The sequence below is a fragment of the Luteibacter mycovicinus genome (genome assembly GCF_000745235.1).
GTDB lineage: Bacteria > Pseudomonadota > Gammaproteobacteria > Xanthomonadales > Rhodanobacteraceae > Luteibacter > Luteibacter mycovicinus.
The window spans coordinates 2,079,664-2,095,787 of sequence record NZ_JQNL01000001.1; the positions used below are offsets into that span (position 1 = coordinate 2,079,664).

10 protein-coding genes and 2 pseudogenes are annotated in these 16,124 nt (G+C 65.0%); 1 reads left to right on the forward strand and 11 read right to left on the reverse strand.

Going from position 1 to position 16,124, the window contains the following annotated elements; all coding sequences use genetic code 11:
* Nucleotides 1-21 precede the first annotated feature (21 nt).
* From FA85_RS09395 to FA85_RS09415, 5 genes are all read right to left on the reverse strand, one after another.
* The gene (locus tag FA85_RS09395; RefSeq protein WP_036109336.1) at nt 22-567 is read right to left on the reverse strand and encodes a fimbrial protein; all 546 of its coding nucleotides are present in this window, start codon (nt 565-567) and stop codon (nt 22-24) included.
* 383 nt (nt 568-950) lie between these two features.
* Complete coding sequence (locus tag FA85_RS09400) at nt 951-1,754, reverse strand: IS3 family transposase (RefSeq protein WP_239739737.1); 804 nt, start codon at nt 1,752-1,754, stop codon at nt 951-953.
* Nucleotides 1,755-1,762: 8 nt separating this feature from the next.
* The gene (locus tag FA85_RS09405) at nt 1,763-2,089 is read right to left on the reverse strand and encodes a transposase (protein WP_036109331.1); all 327 of its coding nucleotides are present in this window, start codon (nt 2,087-2,089) and stop codon (nt 1,763-1,765) included.
* Between the two features lie 86 nt (nt 2,090-2,175).
* Nucleotides 2,176-3,570, reverse strand: coding sequence for a sugar porter family MFS transporter (locus tag FA85_RS09410; RefSeq protein ID WP_036109328.1), 1,395 nt, complete (start codon nt 3,568-3,570; stop codon nt 2,176-2,178).
* A gap of 101 nt (nt 3,571-3,671) precedes the next feature.
* Complete coding sequence (locus FA85_RS09415) at nt 3,672-4,436, reverse strand: SDR family NAD(P)-dependent oxidoreductase (protein ID WP_036109326.1); 765 nt, start codon at nt 4,434-4,436, stop codon at nt 3,672-3,674.
* Between the two features lie 167 nt (nt 4,437-4,603).
* Here FA85_RS09415 and FA85_RS09420 point away from each other — a divergent pair, with 167 nt between their 5' ends.
* Nucleotides 4,604-5,401, forward strand: a complete 798-nt coding sequence (locus FA85_RS09420; RefSeq protein ID WP_197056511.1) for a GAF domain-containing protein — start codon at nt 4,604-4,606, stop codon at nt 5,399-5,401.
* On the opposite strand, the gene FA85_RS09425 is transcribed toward FA85_RS09420, so the two are convergent.
* The 6 genes and pseudogenes from FA85_RS09425 to FA85_RS09440 all read right to left on the reverse strand — a co-directional run bounded on the left by FA85_RS09425 (nt 5,371) and on the right by FA85_RS09440 (nt 15,737).
* A complete protein-coding gene (locus tag FA85_RS09425; RefSeq protein ID WP_036109324.1) occupies nt 5,371-5,796 on the reverse strand; it encodes a VOC family protein in 426 nt (141 codons plus the stop codon). The genes FA85_RS09420 and FA85_RS09425 overlap by 31 nt on opposite strands.
* Before the next feature lie 47 nt (nt 5,797-5,843).
* On the reverse strand, nt 5,844-6,344 hold the full coding sequence (locus FA85_RS22720) for a methyl-accepting chemotaxis protein (RefSeq protein WP_428977061.1): 501 nt from the start codon (nt 6,342-6,344) through the stop codon (nt 5,844-5,846).
* 45 nt (nt 6,345-6,389) lie between these two features.
* Nucleotides 6,390-6,722: pseudogene (locus FA85_RS22725) on the reverse strand (PAS domain S-box protein); the annotation flags it as partial.
* 48 nt (nt 6,723-6,770) lie between these two features.
* A pseudogene (locus FA85_RS22730) lies at nt 6,771-7,169 on the reverse strand (PAS domain-containing protein); the annotation flags it as partial.
* 104 nt (nt 7,170-7,273) lie between these two features.
* Nucleotides 7,274-9,640 (reverse strand): penicillin-binding protein 1C, encoded by a 2,367-nt coding sequence (gene pbpC / locus FA85_RS09435; protein WP_036109322.1) that lies wholly within the window; start codon nt 9,638-9,640, stop codon nt 7,274-7,276.
* A gap of 85 nt (nt 9,641-9,725) precedes the next feature.
* Nucleotides 9,726-15,737: an alpha-2-macroglobulin family protein gene (locus FA85_RS09440; RefSeq protein WP_036109320.1), complete on the reverse strand. Its 6,012-nt coding sequence runs from the start codon at nt 15,735-15,737 to the stop codon at nt 9,726-9,728.
* Nucleotides 15,738-16,124 lie beyond the last annotated feature (387 nt).

Below are 16,124 nucleotides of genomic sequence, written 5' to 3' on the forward strand. Positions count from 1 at the left end.
GCCGGCGGTCGACTTCCTTCCTTAGTTCTCGAAGCGGACGGTGTAGGTCACCGAGCTGTTGGCGTCACCCGCCGTGATGTTTCCCGTGCGCTGATACGAAGCCGAATAGGCCAGCAGGGCCTGGTTGCCGACGACGACTTCCTTGACGCCATCCTGCTTGTCGTTCCAGATGTCGATCGGCTGACCATTCTTGTCGAACAGACGAATCTGCACACCCGTCGCGGCGCCGACGGTCTTCAGCGCGCCCGTGGCCGGATCCACCGTCGAGCCGGTGTCGTAGCTCGCCCACACCTTCGTTCCATCCGCGCAGGTGGTTTCGCCGGCTTTACCAATGTAGATGCGGTAGCCCGTGTTACCCGAGGTATCGCCGACGTTGGCGAAGTCGGCCGCGTTGACCGCACCGATGTTGACGGTGAAGTCCGGGCCGTTGCCCGGCGCACCACCGTCGACCGTGCAGGTGACGTTGGTGATGGAACCGGTGAACGTGACGGTGCCCGTCGAGGCGAATGCCGACGGAGCGGCGAGACCCGCGATGAGCAGCGCGGAAGTAATTGCTTTGAGGTTCATCCAATTAACCCTTTTCAGATCTTGAGAAACGGTCCCGACGGGACCGCCGGCCTGGGGAGACACGGGGTCACCCCGCGCATCACGCAGCCGAGCTCGACTACGCGAGCGCTCTGAGAAGTCTGTCGGATATCTCCGACATGGCATATGGAATAAAACTCAAAAATCCGATTTTTTTCGGATCTATCGTACGCCGGCGGCCTGGAATGGGCGCGATTCTCATGACACGACGTCTCACGACGTGTTAGGCGAACGACGCCATGTAGGAGCGCGCCCTGCGCGCGAAAAGCCAACGAAGCGCAGACGCGGTACACCTTCACCGCTTCGTTGGCTTTTCGCGCGCAAGGCTGTAGTGGCCGGGTATTTGAGGACCACGCATAGGAGCGTTAAGCCGCCATCCTCTCAAACTCGGCTGGCGGGCGGTAGTCGAGCGCGGAGTGCAGGCGCTCGTGGTTGTAATAGCGAACCAGGTAGTCGATCGCGTCTTGTGATGCCAGAGCTCGGGTCGGGAAGGTTTCCTCGCCGAACCACTCCTGTTTAAGGCTTCGGAAGACGCGTTCGACGACGGCGTTGTCCCAGCAGTTCCCCTTTCGGCTCATGCTTTGAACGATGCCGTGCCGGGCCAGATGTTGGGTGTAGCGATCGGAGGTGTACGAGGCGCCCTGGTCGGTGTGGATGACTAACCCGGGAGCCGGCTGGCGCAAGCCGATGGCCAGTTCGTTGGCCTTGATGGCCAGTCGTGAATCGGGCGTGTGGCTTGTGGCCCAGCCGACGATTCGCCGGGAGTACAGATCGACCACGATGGCCAGATAGAGGAAGCCCTGGCCCGTTCGGATGAAGGTGATGTCGCCGGCCCAGGTCTGGTTGGGACGCGCCGGATCGAACTGTCGGTTGACGATATTTTCGGCCGGTGCAGGTTTCGTGTTGCGTCTGGCGTAATGAAACCGCTTCTTCCTCAGTCGAATGTCCAGCCGGCGCATCAGTGTCGCCGCCCGTTCGCGACCCACACGAAAGCCGTGCCGGCACAGGCTGCGCGCAAGGCGGCGTGCGCCATAGCTGCGGCGACTATCCCGATGAATGGCCAGAGCGGTCTGGGCAAGCCCTTCGTCGATGGCGGGAGCCGCCTTGACGGGGGCGTAGTGCCGGCTCCGGGGCCAGCCAAGAATCGCGTAGACCTGTCGTATCGACAAATCCCCTCTCACCTTTTGGACGATCTCGGCTTTCGCAAGATGGCGGCCAGGTGAGAGGGCAACTGTTTTTTTAGGACGTCACGCTCCTGTGCCAACACCGCACGAGCGTCTTCAGAGGCTTTCAGCTGTCCCTGAAGCTGCGCGATGAGGCGCCGCTGCTCCACCGGATCGTCCGGTATCGCCGCTTGCCGTTCACGCCATTCCTCCACCCATCGCCTCAGGGCCGTCGGCCCCAGACCCATCATCTGAGCGGCTTGAGGCGGGGTATATCCCACCTCGACCACCAGTCGTATTGCCTCGGCTTTGACCGCTGCCGGAATTTTTCTATGAGCCATGATTCACCTCGCAGGAGATTTTGCTCCTACTTGGTGGTCCTGAAAAACCCGGCCATTACAGGCACGCTCCTACCGGATGACGTTGTTTATTGACCGATCTTGCGCAACGGCTTGCCGCTCATCAGGTTGCGTTCGATCTGCTCGAGGGTGACGCCCTTGGTCTCCGGCACCAGGAAGAAGGTGACGAAAATGAAGAGCGCATTGAGCGCCGCGTAGAGCCAGAAGGTCTGGGCGTTGCCGATACCGCTGAGCAGGCTCAGGAACGTGGCACCGACGATCATGTTGGTGACCCAGTTGGTGAAGGTCGATGCTGCGATACCGAAGTCACGTCCTTTCAGGGGCTGGACTTCCGAACACAGCGTCCAGATCAGCGGGCCGGCGGACATCGCGAAGCCGACGATGAAGACCAGAAGCATGCCCACGGTGAAGAACTGCTCGCCACGCGAGTTGATGCCCAGACCCATCATGGTTCCCACCACGCCCAGGCCCACCGCCATGATGGTGAAGCCGGCATACAGGATGGGCTTGCGGCCCAGCCGGTCGACGAAGGCGAAGGCGATCAGCGTGGCGAGAACATTGGTCAGACCGACCGCCGCGGTGAACCACATCTGCGCGTGCGTGTCGTAACCCATGTCCTTGAAGATGCGCGGCGCGTAGTACATCACCACGTTCATACCAGTGAATTGCTGGACCGCCTGCAGGAGCACGCCCAGGCCGACGGAGCGACGGAAATTGGCGTTCTCCTTGAACATGCTCCAGCCGTGCTGCTTCGTCTTGAGCTGCTCGTCGATCGCCGCGATTTCCTTTTTGACCACCGCCTCATCGCCGCGGAGTTTCGCGAGGACGATCTGCGCATCCTCACGACGACCGCGCATCAGCAACCAGCGCGGGCTGTCCGGCAGGAAGAACAGGCCGATGAGAAAGAGCACGCCAGGCGCGGCGATGATGCCGAGCATCCAGCGCCAGTTACCGCTGGCGCTGAAGGCCGTGTCGGAAAGGAAGGCCAGCAGGATGCCCGTGGTGATCATCAGCTGGTAGGTGGAGATCATCGCGCCGCGAATCTTTTCCGGCGCCACTTCCGCGAGATACAGCGGCGCGGTGAAGGTGGCGACACCGATCGCGACGCCCAGGACCAGGCGAGCCACGATCAGGATCGCGGGCGACCATGCGACGGCGCAGAAGAGCGACCCGGCGATGAAAACGATACCCGCGAAGATCAGCGAGCGCTTGCGGCCCAGGGATGCCGACATCCAGCCGGCACCCAGCGCGCCGATCGCCGCGCCAGCCATCATCGAGCTGACGATCCATTCGATCGTGTGATCGCTGACCTTGAACTCCGCCTGGATGAACTGCGTGGCGCCGGAGATCACGCCGATGTCGAGGCCGAACATGAGGCCGGCGAGCGCCGCGAGGATACAGGTCGTGACGATCGCCGCCTTGGGATGCGCGGCGGCGACCTCTTGCTGAATGGGGGCGTCCATGGGGTCGTTCCTTCAGGTATGTGAAACCTGAATTGGATGCCTCGACATGTGTTCGACCTGTATGCGTCGCGTCGCCTCTGGGTGAGACGTTATGCCGCGCTTCAGACCCATCCGCCGTCCACGATGAAGTTCTGTCCGGTACACATGCGGCTGTCGTCGGCCGCCAGAAAAAGGGCCGCCCGCGCCAGATCCTCGGGCATCAGGTGACCCGGCAGGCATTGCACGCGGCGAATCTCCTCCTCCCCCTCTTCGTCGAGCCACATCTCGCGCTGCTTGTCCGTGATGACCCAGCCCGGCACCAGACAGTTGATCCGGATACGATCGCGACCGAGTTCCCGGGCCATGCCATAGACGAAACCTTCGATGGCTGCCTTGGCGGTCGCGTACATGGGGTAGCCGGCGTTCTTCTTCATCCAGCCCGTCGAGCCGAGGCAGATCACCGAGCCACCGCCCAGGCTACGCATATCCGGCAGGATCGCCTGGGTGGCGAAGTACTGGTGTCGCAGGTTCGTGGCCATGCTGCGGTCGAATTCCTCCGGAGTGGTGTCCGAGATGTCATGGCGCACGTCGTTTGCCGCGTTGTTGACCAGCACGCCCACCGGGCCGAGGTCCGCGCGGACCGTGGCGATCGCTCCGCGGAGCGCCTCGACGTCCGACAGGTCGCAACGCAGGAAACGGGGCCGGTGGCGCGCACCGCCGAGGCGCTCCGCGAGCGCTTCGCCCGCATCGGCCGCCACGTCGAGGAAGGCGGTTTTCGCGCCCTGGGCCGCAAAGTGCTCGACGAACGAGGCACCGATGCCGCTGGCACCCCCGGTAATGACGACGGTACGATCGACGAGGCTGGGATACGTGGCGAACGAGGTCATGCGATGGCTCCATGGGCGAAATTCGATCCGCCGCGTATACCAGAGTTCACGCCGTTGTCGTGTATGTCTTTGCTCACGCAACAGAACGCCACTCAAACGCGGTGTTTTCGACAAGCGAGTCGGGGCATCGCCTGTGGTAGTTTCAAACAGTTGAATGAACTATGTACGTGGCTGCCTTGAACGACCGCATTCCTCCCGATTCGCCCGATGATCCCACCGTGACGACGCGCGACGCCGCGGAGTTGCTTGGCATTTCCGTGAGCACCGCTCAGAAATGGATCGAAGGGGGCGCACTGACCTCGTGGAAGACCCCCGGCGGTCACCGGCGCATGCGGCGCAGTGCCGTGCTGGCCCTGCTCGAGGAGCGCATGGCACCCCCGGGCGAGTCACCGTTGACCCTGCCGGAAGAGCTCCGTCCGGCGCGTCACCCCGATTATCCGGTTCCCGCGGACGAGGCACGACGTCTGCGCTCAGTGGCGCGCAGCGGGCTGCTCGACACCGCGCAGGATCCGGTCTTCGACCGTATCACCTGGCTGGCCTGCCAGATGACCGGTGCGCCCACGGCCGCGATTGCCCTGCTTACCTCGCGGCGCCAGTGGTTCAAGTCCCGGCAGGGTCTCGCCCCGGAAGAGACGCCCCGCGGCTGGGCGATCTGTAGTCATGCGATCCTGGGGGAGGACATCCTGGTGGTGGAAGACGCCCGTAGCGATGAGCGTTTCCAGCGCAACCCGCTGGTGACGGGCGACCCGCATATCCGCTTTTACGCCGGCCACCCGCTGCACGCGCCGGATGGCCAGGTGCTGGGCACCCTGTGTGTCTTCGGCGACGTGCCCCGTGGCCTCAGCGAGCTCGAAGCCAACGGTCTTCGTGCACTGGCCGCCATCGCGGAAGACGAAATCCGGCTGCACATGATCGAGCACGGCAGGCGCTGGCATCAGCCCCCGGGCGACACCCAGGGGTCGTAACTGCCGAAGTACCAGAGATGACCTTCGGGGTCGCGGGCCGAATAACCCGCCCCGCCGTATTCCTTCTCTTCGTACTCGTTCACGATGTGGGCACCGGCGGCTTTCGCCGTTTCGTAGTGCGCGCGGACATCGCGCACCGTCACGCAGGCGCACTGGGTCTGGCGCCCGCCCACCTCGTCCGGCTGAACCATGTGCTTGCTGAAAGCCGTGTCATCCCGTGCCGAACCCAGCATTACCATGCCGCCGCCATAGGTCAGCTGGGCATGATCGACGACGTCCTGATCCTCGGCGTTGACATAGACGGCCTGTTTCTCGAAGCCGAACGCCTTGCAGAGGAAGTCGATCGCCTCGAGGGCGTCGCGGTAGCGCAGGCAGGGAATGATCGTGCTGTGCATGGCGCGGTCTCCGGTCCGGGACGCCTACCGTAACGCCGCGCCCCGGGTCACGCCAGTTCGGCCACCGCGCGACGGACGTTGTCGATACCGCCCGCCTGCTGGGTCGTCGCCACCGCCACATCGGAGACGCGCTCGAGCAGGGTCCCGACGTTGCTGAGGATGTCGCGCATCGCCGCACCGGCCTCCCCGCTGCGCTCGCTGCCTTCCCGGACGCGCTCGAGCGTCCCGTCGATAAGCGCACGAATGTCGCGAGCCGACTCGGCGCTCTGCTGGGACAGCATGCGTACTTCGTTGGCCACCACCGCGAAGCCACGGCCATGGACCCCGGAGCGCGCCGCTTCGATGGATGCGTTGAGCGCCAGAATGTTGGTCTGGAAGGCGATCGAATCGATCATCGCGACGATGTCGGAGATGTCACGTGCGCCACTCTGGATCGCGGACATGGTGGAGATCACCGCGTCGACCATCGCACCCCCGTCCACCGCCGAGCGGCTGGCCGCGTTGGCCAGGTTGTTGGTGACCCGGGCTTGCTCCGCGATCGCCGGCACGGTGTCGGCCAGTTCGGAGAGCGACGCGTGCAGGGTGCGCGCGGCACGCGTCTGCGCGGTGACGTCGGTGGCGTACTTGACCACCTTGAAGGGTCGGCCGGCCATGTCGAAGATCGGGTTGTAACTGCCCTGGATCCACACTTCGCGACCGCGATGGTCGACCCGGCGATATAGCCCCGAGTCGTATTCGCCACGACCCAGTTTCTGCCAGAAAGCGAGGTAGTCGGAGCCTTCGCGATCGGCCTGATCGACGAACATGCGGTGGTGCCTGCCGATGACGTCGGCACGCTCGTACCCCATGGTGGCGAGGAAATTATCGTTCGCCTCGAGGATGATGCCCTCCAGGGAGAAGCTGATCACCGCCTGCGCCTTGTCGATGGCTGCCAGCCGGCCTTCCATGTCGGCGGCGCGCAGGCGTTGCTCCGTGACGTCGGTGGCGAACTTGACGACTTTGACCGGTCGGCCGAACGCGTTGAGCACCGGGTTGTAGCTCGCCTGGATCCAGACCTCACGGCCGTCCTTGCCGCGACGGCGGTACAGGCCCATGTCGGGCTCGCCGGAGCCGAGGCGCTTCCAGAACGCGGCGTATTCCGGTGAGGCGGCGTCTTCCGGGTCCACGAAGATGCGGTGGTGGCGACCCACGATCTCGGTGCCGTGGGCGTAACCCATGGCATCGAGAAAGTTGCGGTTCGCCTTGAGAATGGTGCCGTCCAGGGCGAACTCGATAACCGCCTGAGTCCGGTCGAGCGCCTCCAGCTTGGCGTGCGCGCACGCATCCGTTTTCACGAACATCCGGCGAACGCCGGAAAACACTCCGATGGCCATGATGACGGTTCTCCCCTGTTGAGCTTCAGACCGTCGTTATCGACGATCCGGGGGGTGCCCTGAACGCCCGCTGCCGGAAACGCGCAGCGATTCGCCGAGGCCGCCTATTCCACAGCGCCGATGCCCAGCTCGCGGGCGTCCGTACGCCCCCGGTCGTCGACCACGCGGACGAGGAATCGCCCGGTGCGATCGGGGGCCCACATCAGGCTCTGGCCGCTCGGGACGCTGCCCAGGTAAGCGTCGTCGACGAACCAGTACAGCATGCGCGACGCGCCGTCCGCCGTCGCCGTGAACGCCACGCGCTCCGTACCCAGGCGGGAGACCCGGATCTGGTAGGTGCTGCCCTTCAGCGGCGAGGTGATTCTGGGCGGATCGCCAACCAGCTGGCCGCCGCCCTGGCAGTCCGGCAGCGGGGGCGGTGTCCGCCGCGCCAGACCCGCCTGGGCGAAGACGCGAGCCAGATCCGACGGCCAGTACTCATACACCTCGGTACGCGTGCGTTGCGGGTCGTACGGCGGACACGCCGGCTGACCCGTCGCAGTGTCGATGACCACCGGACGGTGCACGGTACTCACACGGATCGGCGACTTGCCGGGAATGAACCAGGTGCTGCCCACCTGCGGGCACCAGGCGTTGGGCAGGTCGCCGCTGGCCAGGCAGATCGGCACGCGGCGCAGGTTCGGCGGGTTGCGCCGGACGGGCTCGGCGAGGCGTGGCCGTTCCGCGCGCAGGGCATCGGCAATGCGGAAGAACAGCGGTGCCGCGGCGTCCACGCCGACGAAAGCCGGATTGCCCACCCCGTCGAAATTGCCGATCCAGACGACCAGCACGTAGGGCCCGAAGCTGCCCGCGGTCCATGCATCGCGGAAGCTCCATGACGTCCCGGTCTTCCAGTAGATGGGCAGGCGCGAGGGTTGCGCGGCGACCGCGTCGTCAGGGCGCGGGTTCTGCCGCAGCATGTCCATGACCATGAAGCTGGCCTCCTCGCTCAGCACACGCGAGCCTTGCGTACGTGGCTGGGTGGCGAGCGTGCGCAGTGGCCGCAGTTCGCCGCGGTTGGCCAGCATGGCGTAGAGACCGCCCAGTTCCTGCATGGTGACTTCACCGCCGCCGAGGACCAGAGCGAGGCCGTAATGTTTCTCGCTGGCCATGCGCGAGATGCCGGCATCGTGCAGGAACTGATAGAGGTTGGGGCTGGCCAGCTTCGCGGCGATCTGCACGGCGGGAATGTTGCGGCTGCGGATCAGCGCCTGGGTGGCGGTCACCGGGCCCAGAAAGCGACCGTCGAAGTTTTCCGGTGTATAGGGACCGAACGCTGACGGCACGTCACGTAACACCGTTTCCGGATGCAGCAGGCCCTGATCGAAACCCAGCGCATAGATGAAAGGCTTCAGGGTGGATCCGGGCGAGCGTTTTGCCTGCGTGCCGTTGACCTGGCCCTCGATGGAGGAATCGAAATAGTCGGCGGAGCCGACCATCGCCCTGATCCCCATGTCGCGCGTGTCGATCAGGATCGCCGCGGCATTTTTTATACCGCGATCGCCACCGTGCTCGACGTACTGGCGAACCTGACGCTCGAGGCTGTGCTGAAGGCCGAGATCCAGCGTGGTGACCACGCGCATGTCGTCGCCACCATCGAGGCGACGCTCGGCGAGTACCTGCTCGACAAAATGTGGCGCCTCGAAAGGCAGCCGGGACAGCGGGCGAAGGCTCAGCGGCAGAGCGAAGAGCGGTCGCGCGGCGACATCCTGCGGGTGCTTCGCCACCCAACGCGCGAACAGCCGGTCGCGCGACTGCTTCAGCGCCCTGTCGATCACCGTGGCCCCGCCGACCGTGCCGGGCACACCGCGCGACGGTTCCTGCGGAATGACCGCGAAGGTCAACGCTTCGGGCAAGGTGAGTCGTGCGGGTGGCTTGCCGAAGTACGCGAGACTGGCCGCGCCGACGCCTTCCACGTTGCGGCCGTAAGGCGCGGCATTGAGGTATGCCTCGAGAATGTCGTGTTTGGAGTACCGCAGTTCCAGCTGCATCGCCCGCGCGGCCTGCACCAGTTTGCCGCCGGGGCTGCGCGTATCCAGATGCCAGATCAGCCGCGCCAGCTGCATGGTGATGGTGGAACCACCCTGGGGATTGCCGTGACGTACGTAGGTGACCCATGCGCCGCGCGCGAGGCCCCAGGCGCTGACGCCCGGATGCCAGCGGAACCAGCGGTCTTCGTGCAGCAGGACGCCGTCGACGAGTTGCGGCGAGATGTCCTGCAAGGGAACCCAGAGCCGGTAACGGTCGTCGCTGGCGAGGGTAAGCCGGAGCAGCCGGCCGTCGGCGTCGTAGACGGCGGTCGATGAGGGGAGCCAGGCGCGCAGGGGCTCGTGGGGCAAGAGGCGACACGCCACGGGGACGATCGCGATGAGCAGCAACGCCACGAGGGCGTTGTGCCATGGGATCCGGGCGAGGCGCTTGAGAGGGTTCATCGGGACGTGGGCACGACGGGAGGGTGACGGGGCCCGTTATCGCCAGCAGGGCTGGCGACCCGGGGTACCCGTTACCCCCGACAGATCACGGCTTGGCCGTCACGGTGATGCTCCCGCCACCTGGCGCCCGCGCCTGCGTACCCCGGTCATACAGCGACTCGGCGAAGACGGGCGGAATGACGAACTTACCCGCATTCGTCGCCTTGATACGGTAGACGAACTCCTGCACGTCGGTGCTGGCCATGCCATAGACCACCACGCGGTCCTCGCGAACGTCCGCGTAGTCGGGCTTCCACGTGGATTCCGGATTGCCGATCGGCGAATGCCATGCCGGGGTGTTGTCGCCTTCGCCGTCACCTTCCCCGTCGTTGCTCGCTTGCTCGTCGGCACCGCCGTTCGCATCGTTATCCGACGTGGCTTCGTCCGACGAGGGCGCATCGGCATCCGCAGCCGGCGCCGTCTGCAACACCGGTTCGAAACCACCGGGCAACAGGTCGACGATAGCGATGTCGTCCACGGCGTCGCTCTTCGTCGCGCGGATACGCACGTGAACGTCGATCTCGTCACCCGTGGCGACGCTGTCGATCGACTTGCCCTTGGTATCGGTGTAGGTCCGGGTGATTTCCAGACCGTCCTTGCGCGTTTCGGCCGACGGCTTGCGATCGAAACCGGTCTGCGCCACGCCATACCACGCCGGGGCGTCGGCATCGTTGACCAGACGCAGCCGCTGCGTACCCGCCGCCCAGTGCGCGTCGACCAGCACGCCCTTCGGCGCGCCGATCGGCGTAACGGTGCCATCGGCCGCGACCGAACCGATCGACAGCTTGCTCACATCGCCACCGGTCTCCTTCGCCCATGCATCCAGCGCGAGGATGATCATGCCGGAGGACAGGGTGTTGTAGTGGCCCTGCCCGAGCGGACGCACGAGGTTGTCGATGGTCTCGGGCGGCAGTGCCTTCGCCTGTGCGGGGAAGTGCTTCGCCAGCAGATACAGCACGGTGGCATCGCGGATCGGCGCGTCGTAGTAATCGAAGTACGCGTACGACTCATCCGTCGGCTTGCGACCGAGCAGCTTGCGCGGCTGCGCCATCAGGTCGTTCGCCAGCTTGTCCTGATGCAACAGCTGGTACGACGCTGCGATCCACGCGGCGGCGAGATCGCTCTTCCAGTCCTTCGGGAAAACGTCCTGCAGACGTCCCTGCACCGAAGCCAGGTCGTTGGTCGTGACGTTACCCTGACGGGTCAGCAGGTAGATCGCATAGGCACGCTGCCGCATCTGCACCAGCGTGTCGCCACTATCGTCGGCGGCAATCTGGCGCAGCGCTTCATCGGCCGAGACCAGCATGTCGCGCGGCACGGCCACGCCGTGATCGGTCGCTTCGATCATGTAATGCACGGCGTAGTCGGTGGCGAAGGTGTGCGTATCCGGCGTCGCCGTCCACAGGCCGAAACCGCCCTGCCCGTTCTGGCGTGCGCGCAGCACGTCGAACAACGCGGCCACCGGATCGGCGGGAGGCGTGTCGTCACCGAGCATGCGGGCTTTCTTCACGTCGCCGAACTCTGGGCGGTTGCCGAGGATCAGCGCCGGCATCGCCGCGCTGATGACCTGCTCCGTGCAGTAGTGCGGGAAGTCGACGAGGTACGCGGCAAGGCCACGCGCCAGCACCACCGGCACCGACGAGAACGCCGCGTCGCGCTTGGCGTATTCGTCATGCATGTCGCGCAACGAGGTCACGTCCGCGCGGCCGTGGGCATCGACGCGGCCGAAGGCCAAATCGGTACGCATCGGCGAGGCGGGGCGGACCGAAAGATCCACCGACTGTTTCGCCGACTTGCCGTTCGCGCCCGCGGTGAAGGTGAGGTTGCCCGAACCGAGCTTGTTCGTCGCCCGTACCCGGAAGATCGCCACGCCCTCGCGCATCTCGCCGAGATTCAGCGTTTTGGACGCGTCCCCGACCAGCTGCAGTTGCGGACCGAGTCTGAGGCTCACCGCCACCGGGATTTCCTTTCCGCCAAGTCCGGTCAGGTTGTTGGCGACGCCGACACTGATCTCGGCTTCATCGCCCGGGGCAAGCGTCGTGGGCACGTTCGGCGACAGCACGAAATCGCCGCGCACGGTGGTCGCGCCTTCGAACGTACCGATCTTCTCAGGCGACACACTCACCGCCATGACGCGCAGCTTGCCGTTGAAGTAGTCGGGCACCTTGTACGTCAGGTCCTTCGAGCCGTCGACATCGACGATGCCGGACCAGTAGGCCACCGGCTTGTCACGCTTGCGCTTGAACGGGTTGAGCTGGCGGCCGATGGCACCGTCCGCGTCACCGCCGGGTGCCGCCATCGTCATCAGCTTCTGGAAGTCCGGGATGATCAGATCCAGGATCTGCGAGGTCGACACTTCGAGCATGCGCTTGCGGAAGAAGTACTGCAGCGGATCGCCGAGCTTGTAGTGCGCGACCTGCAGGATACCCTCGTCCACCGCGAAGACCACCGCACGCATCGGCGTGGTCGAGGTGACGTGGAAAGTCACGGTGTCGCCGGGCTTCACCAGCGACGGCGACTCCACGGCGAGCACGTTGCGACGCGCGTCCATGTTGACCGAGAACGGCACGACACCGAACGACAACGGGCTCATGAAGATTTCGTCGGACGACGGATCGCGCACGTACTGCACGTTGATGTAGCCGTTACCTTCAAAATCCGCCGGCACGGTGATGTGCTGGACGCTGCTGGTGGTGTCGGCATGGAACCAGGCGTGCGCGTAGACCTTGTCGCGTTCGATGGTGATCAGGCCGCTACCCGCGTACGGAGCGCGGATCGCGATATCGACCGCCTCACCCGGCGCATAGTCCTTCTTCGACAGCGTGAGCTGCAGCTCGGCGTTGCGCTCGAGCGAGCGCGACACGTTGCCCTCACCGGCGACCGACCAGGCCACACGGTTGACCTCCTTGCCCTGCGCGTCCTTCACCACCAGGGCGAAGTTGCCCGGCTTGTCCGTGGGCAACGCCACGTCGAGGCCGGCGGCGGGAATCGTCAGCGGGGTTTCGGAGACCACCGTCTCGCGTGCCTTCGACTCATACTTGAAGACGCCGGAGTCCTGCCTGGTCAGCACGGAAACGAAGCGCGTTTCGACGATGTCCTGCTTGAGGCCGTTGAGGTCGATGCGCTTCGCCGACGGATCGATGGCGACGAGATTGACCGTGCGCTTCGCGTCGCGGCTCACGTAGTCGAGGTTGTCGACCGCCTTGTAGCCGACCAGCCAGTCGTTCGACGAAACCATACCCTGGGTCGCGGCGGCTACGCTGCGGCCACCCTCAGCTTCATACGCCTTGGCGAGGAAGTAGAGCTGGTAGGTCGCGTCGGCATACTTCGACAGGTCCAGCGCGAACTCCGCATGACCCTTGTCGTCGGTCTTCGCATCGGCGAGCTTTTCTTCGAAGCCTTCCTTCGCACGACGGATGTCGTAGAAGTGGTAGTCCTTGTAGCTCGGGAATGACGGGTACGCGGGGCGCAACGTCAGCGACCCTTCGACGCGGCGATCCGCCGCCGGGGTCCCGAACAGGTTCTGCACGTCGACCAGTGCCTTCAGCTGCGCGGGCTTCACCCAGCCTTCGGTCACGGCGGTCGACAATTTGGCCGCGACCTTCATGCGGTCCGGCTGAAACTCCTTGACCTGCACGGTCGTGCTGCCGATCTGCGAGTACGGCTTGCCGTCCTTGGCGATGTACAGGTTCACCGTCCAGTTGCCGGTGGGCGACGTCTCGGACGTGGTGTGGTCGAGCTCGGCGAAACCGGCGGCGTCCATGGACACGGTCTGCTGGCGCACGGTGGTGCCGCGCGGGTCGACCACCTCGGCGATCAGGGGCATACCCGCCACGCTGCGCGTCCAGCTGTTGGCGCGCACGATCATGCCGATATGAAACAGGTCGCCCGGACGGTAGATGCCGCGATCCGAGAACAGGTAGCCCGAGAGCTGGCCCTGGCTGTGCGCGTTGGGCTCACCGCCGATGTCGAAGCGCGAAAAGTCCAGCGTACGGTCGTACGAGGTCACGGGCAGGAACGACAGATCCTCGCCCTGGCGCACGACGTACATCGCCGGCGCTTTTTCCTGGGTGAAGCCCTTCAGGCTGGCGAAGTGAGCCAGGCCATCGGCGCCCGTGGTCTGCGTGAACAGCGTGCTGCCGTTTTTGGCGATCACGGCGACCGAGGCGCCACTTACCGGCGAGCCATTGCGGATGGACTGCACGAAGATGTCCTGGCTTCCGTCCATCGACTTCTTGGCGATGACGCCGAGGTCGGTGATGACGACCAGGCGCTCGTCCTTCGGCCAGTCGTAAGGTGCATGACCGCTATCGTCATCGTCTTTCGCCGCTTCGGCCGCGGCGGCATCCGCATCGGCGCCCGCGTCGCGGGCCGCGGCTTCGCGGGCTGCCTTGACGCGCCGGTCGCGTGCTTCCTTCTCGGCGTTCTCGTCATAGCCGGACAGTTTGAGCAGGAACACGCCCTTCTTGCCGGACGCGAGGTACTGGCCAAGATCGAAGCCTTCGTAATGCGCCTTGCCCGGGCCTTCGTCCGGGAACGAAACCTTCTTTACGAAGCGGTCGACGATGTGGTCCGAGGTGAAGCCGTACATTTCCGGCTTCGCGTAGCTACCCTCGTTGAGCGAGACCAGATGCTGCAGCTGGTCCGGCAGCACGCGGCCGATCTCCACCCGCATGCCGGGGATATTGCGCGAGACCACGGAGATCCGCTTGTCACCGCTGAGCGACAGCAGTGAGCCGTCGGCCATGAAGCGGAGCAGGCGCGGGTAGTCGGGCACCGTGAGCAGCTCGGCGCGCGACTTCGCCATGATGTAGCCGCCGAACGAGGTCAGGCCCTTGTCCACACGGACATAGATCTGCTGGCCCGGCTGGGCGTGGTATTTGAAGCTCTGCGTGGCCGACCAGTCGCTTTCGGTCGGCACCACGTCGGGCTTGATCGCCGTGAACGAGCGCAGGTCGCTCTCGCCGATGGTGGAAACGCCGTAGCCCTTATCGCTGCGGGGCACCACCCAGACGTGCAGCCGCTTCGCCAGCTCGGTATCGCTGACCGGCCCGCCGAAATTCATCACCACGACCTGCTCCGGCTCAAAGCGGGCGTTGTCCACGAGCGTCGCCGAGATCTCGTCGACCTTCAGGCTATACAGGCCGGGTACGCGCACCGCGGTTTCCAGCGCTTTCTCCGTGCCGTCGCCGCCTCGGCTGCTTACCGCGCCATCGTCCAGCCTGAGGCCGACCGAACCGTCGTCGCGCGGCAGCTGCAGGGGCTGCGAGTGGACGAACGCGTTGAGGCGACGATCGTCATAGGTGACGGAGAACTTCAGTTCGCTGCCGCGCTTTTCATTCCCGTTGCGCAGGTCGAGCTTCAGACGCTTTTCGAGCTGCGCGGCATCGACCGGGTAATTGAAGCCCAGTTGGACGATGGTCTTCTTCTTGGTCGGATCCTGCGGGTCCTGGTAGAACTCGCCATTGACGACGCGCGCGGTGAAGGGGACGGTCGAGACGGTGAAGTGGTCGTCGGCCAGCACCGCCTGCGGCGCGAACACCTTCGCCTTGTCGAAACTGACCTCGATCTTCCGGCCCACCGGCCAGTCCGCGGACGGCACGAAGGTGAGTACGCGATCGCTCTCCCACTTCCACTGGCCGGGCAGTTTCGGATCCATGGCGATGCCGTCGGTCACCGGCTTGCCGAGCGACTCGATCTTCGCTGCCGACCCCGAGAAGGTCACCGTGAGCGGATGGATCGTCACCGGGACATGCTCGTACTCGCTGATGTCGGGCGCGGGGGCTTCAAACGTGATGCGGTTGGGCTCGACCGGCTTCGGTCGGTTTTCCCACCAGTGCCAGCCGAACCAGCCGGCGGCGGCGATCAGGATCGCACCCGCAACCGTGGCCGTGAACTTCAGGGGATGGCTGCGGGCGGCGCGGCCGGTCGCGGGGACCCAGGCGGGTGCCGACCAGGCCATGTTGCCGAAGACAGGCCGCAGCACGCGACCGAGCAACCAACCCAGTCCGCGCAGCAGGCGTACGGGCAGCATCAGGATGAAACGAAGCAGATCCATGTTTCCCTTCCGATCCATTCAAAAGTTGACGAGCACGTCCGTCCGCCGCACAAGCGGCGAACCAGCGGTCGTTCGTGATCCCCAGTGACATGCTGCACGCGATCGATGTCACGGCGGCGACCGGATTCTGGCATACCAGCGCCCCTCTTCGGGCTTTTTCGGGCGCGCTGGCAATAGGAAAATTCTGAAAAATCGGCCTCATGCGCCACCCCGTGACTGATGTCACGGGCGTGGGTTGTCGTCGTGTCGTCCACAGGGAACTTACGTTATGGTGCGGGCGCCCGCTTACCGACCAGCGGGCGGCGCGACGGGCAAGGATGTCGGCCGGGCTGACATGAATTATCCGCACCGGGGGAAGCAGGGCGACGTGCGGACAGAGACGGTGAA

What these genes read in the sequence shown, in the direction of transcription:
- FA85_RS09415 (WP_036109326.1), bottom strand. Translation starts at nt 4,436, where the DNA reads ATGACCTCGTTCGCCACGTATCCCAGCCTCGTCGATCGTACCGTCGTC.
- FA85_RS09425 (WP_036109324.1), bottom strand. Translation starts at nt 5,796, where the DNA reads ATGCACAGCACGATCATTCCCTGCCTGCGCTACCGCGACGCCCTCGAG.
- FA85_RS09405 (WP_036109331.1), bottom strand. Translation starts at nt 2,089, where the DNA reads ATGGCTCATAGAAAAATTCCGGCAGCGGTCAAAGCCGAGGCAATACGA.
- FA85_RS09410 (WP_036109328.1), bottom strand. Translation starts at nt 3,570, where the DNA reads ATGGACGCCCCCATTCAGCAAGAGGTCGCCGCCGCGCATCCCAAGGCG.
- FA85_RS09440 (WP_036109320.1), bottom strand. Translation starts at nt 15,737, where the DNA reads ATGGATCTGCTTCGTTTCATCCTGATGCTGCCCGTACGCCTGCTGCGC.
- FA85_RS09395 (WP_036109336.1), bottom strand. Translation starts at nt 567, where the DNA reads ATGAACCTCAAAGCAATTACTTCCGCGCTGCTCATCGCGGGTCTCGCC.
- pbpC (WP_036109322.1), bottom strand. Translation starts at nt 9,640, where the DNA reads ATGAACCCTCTCAAGCGCCTCGCCCGGATCCCATGGCACAACGCCCTC.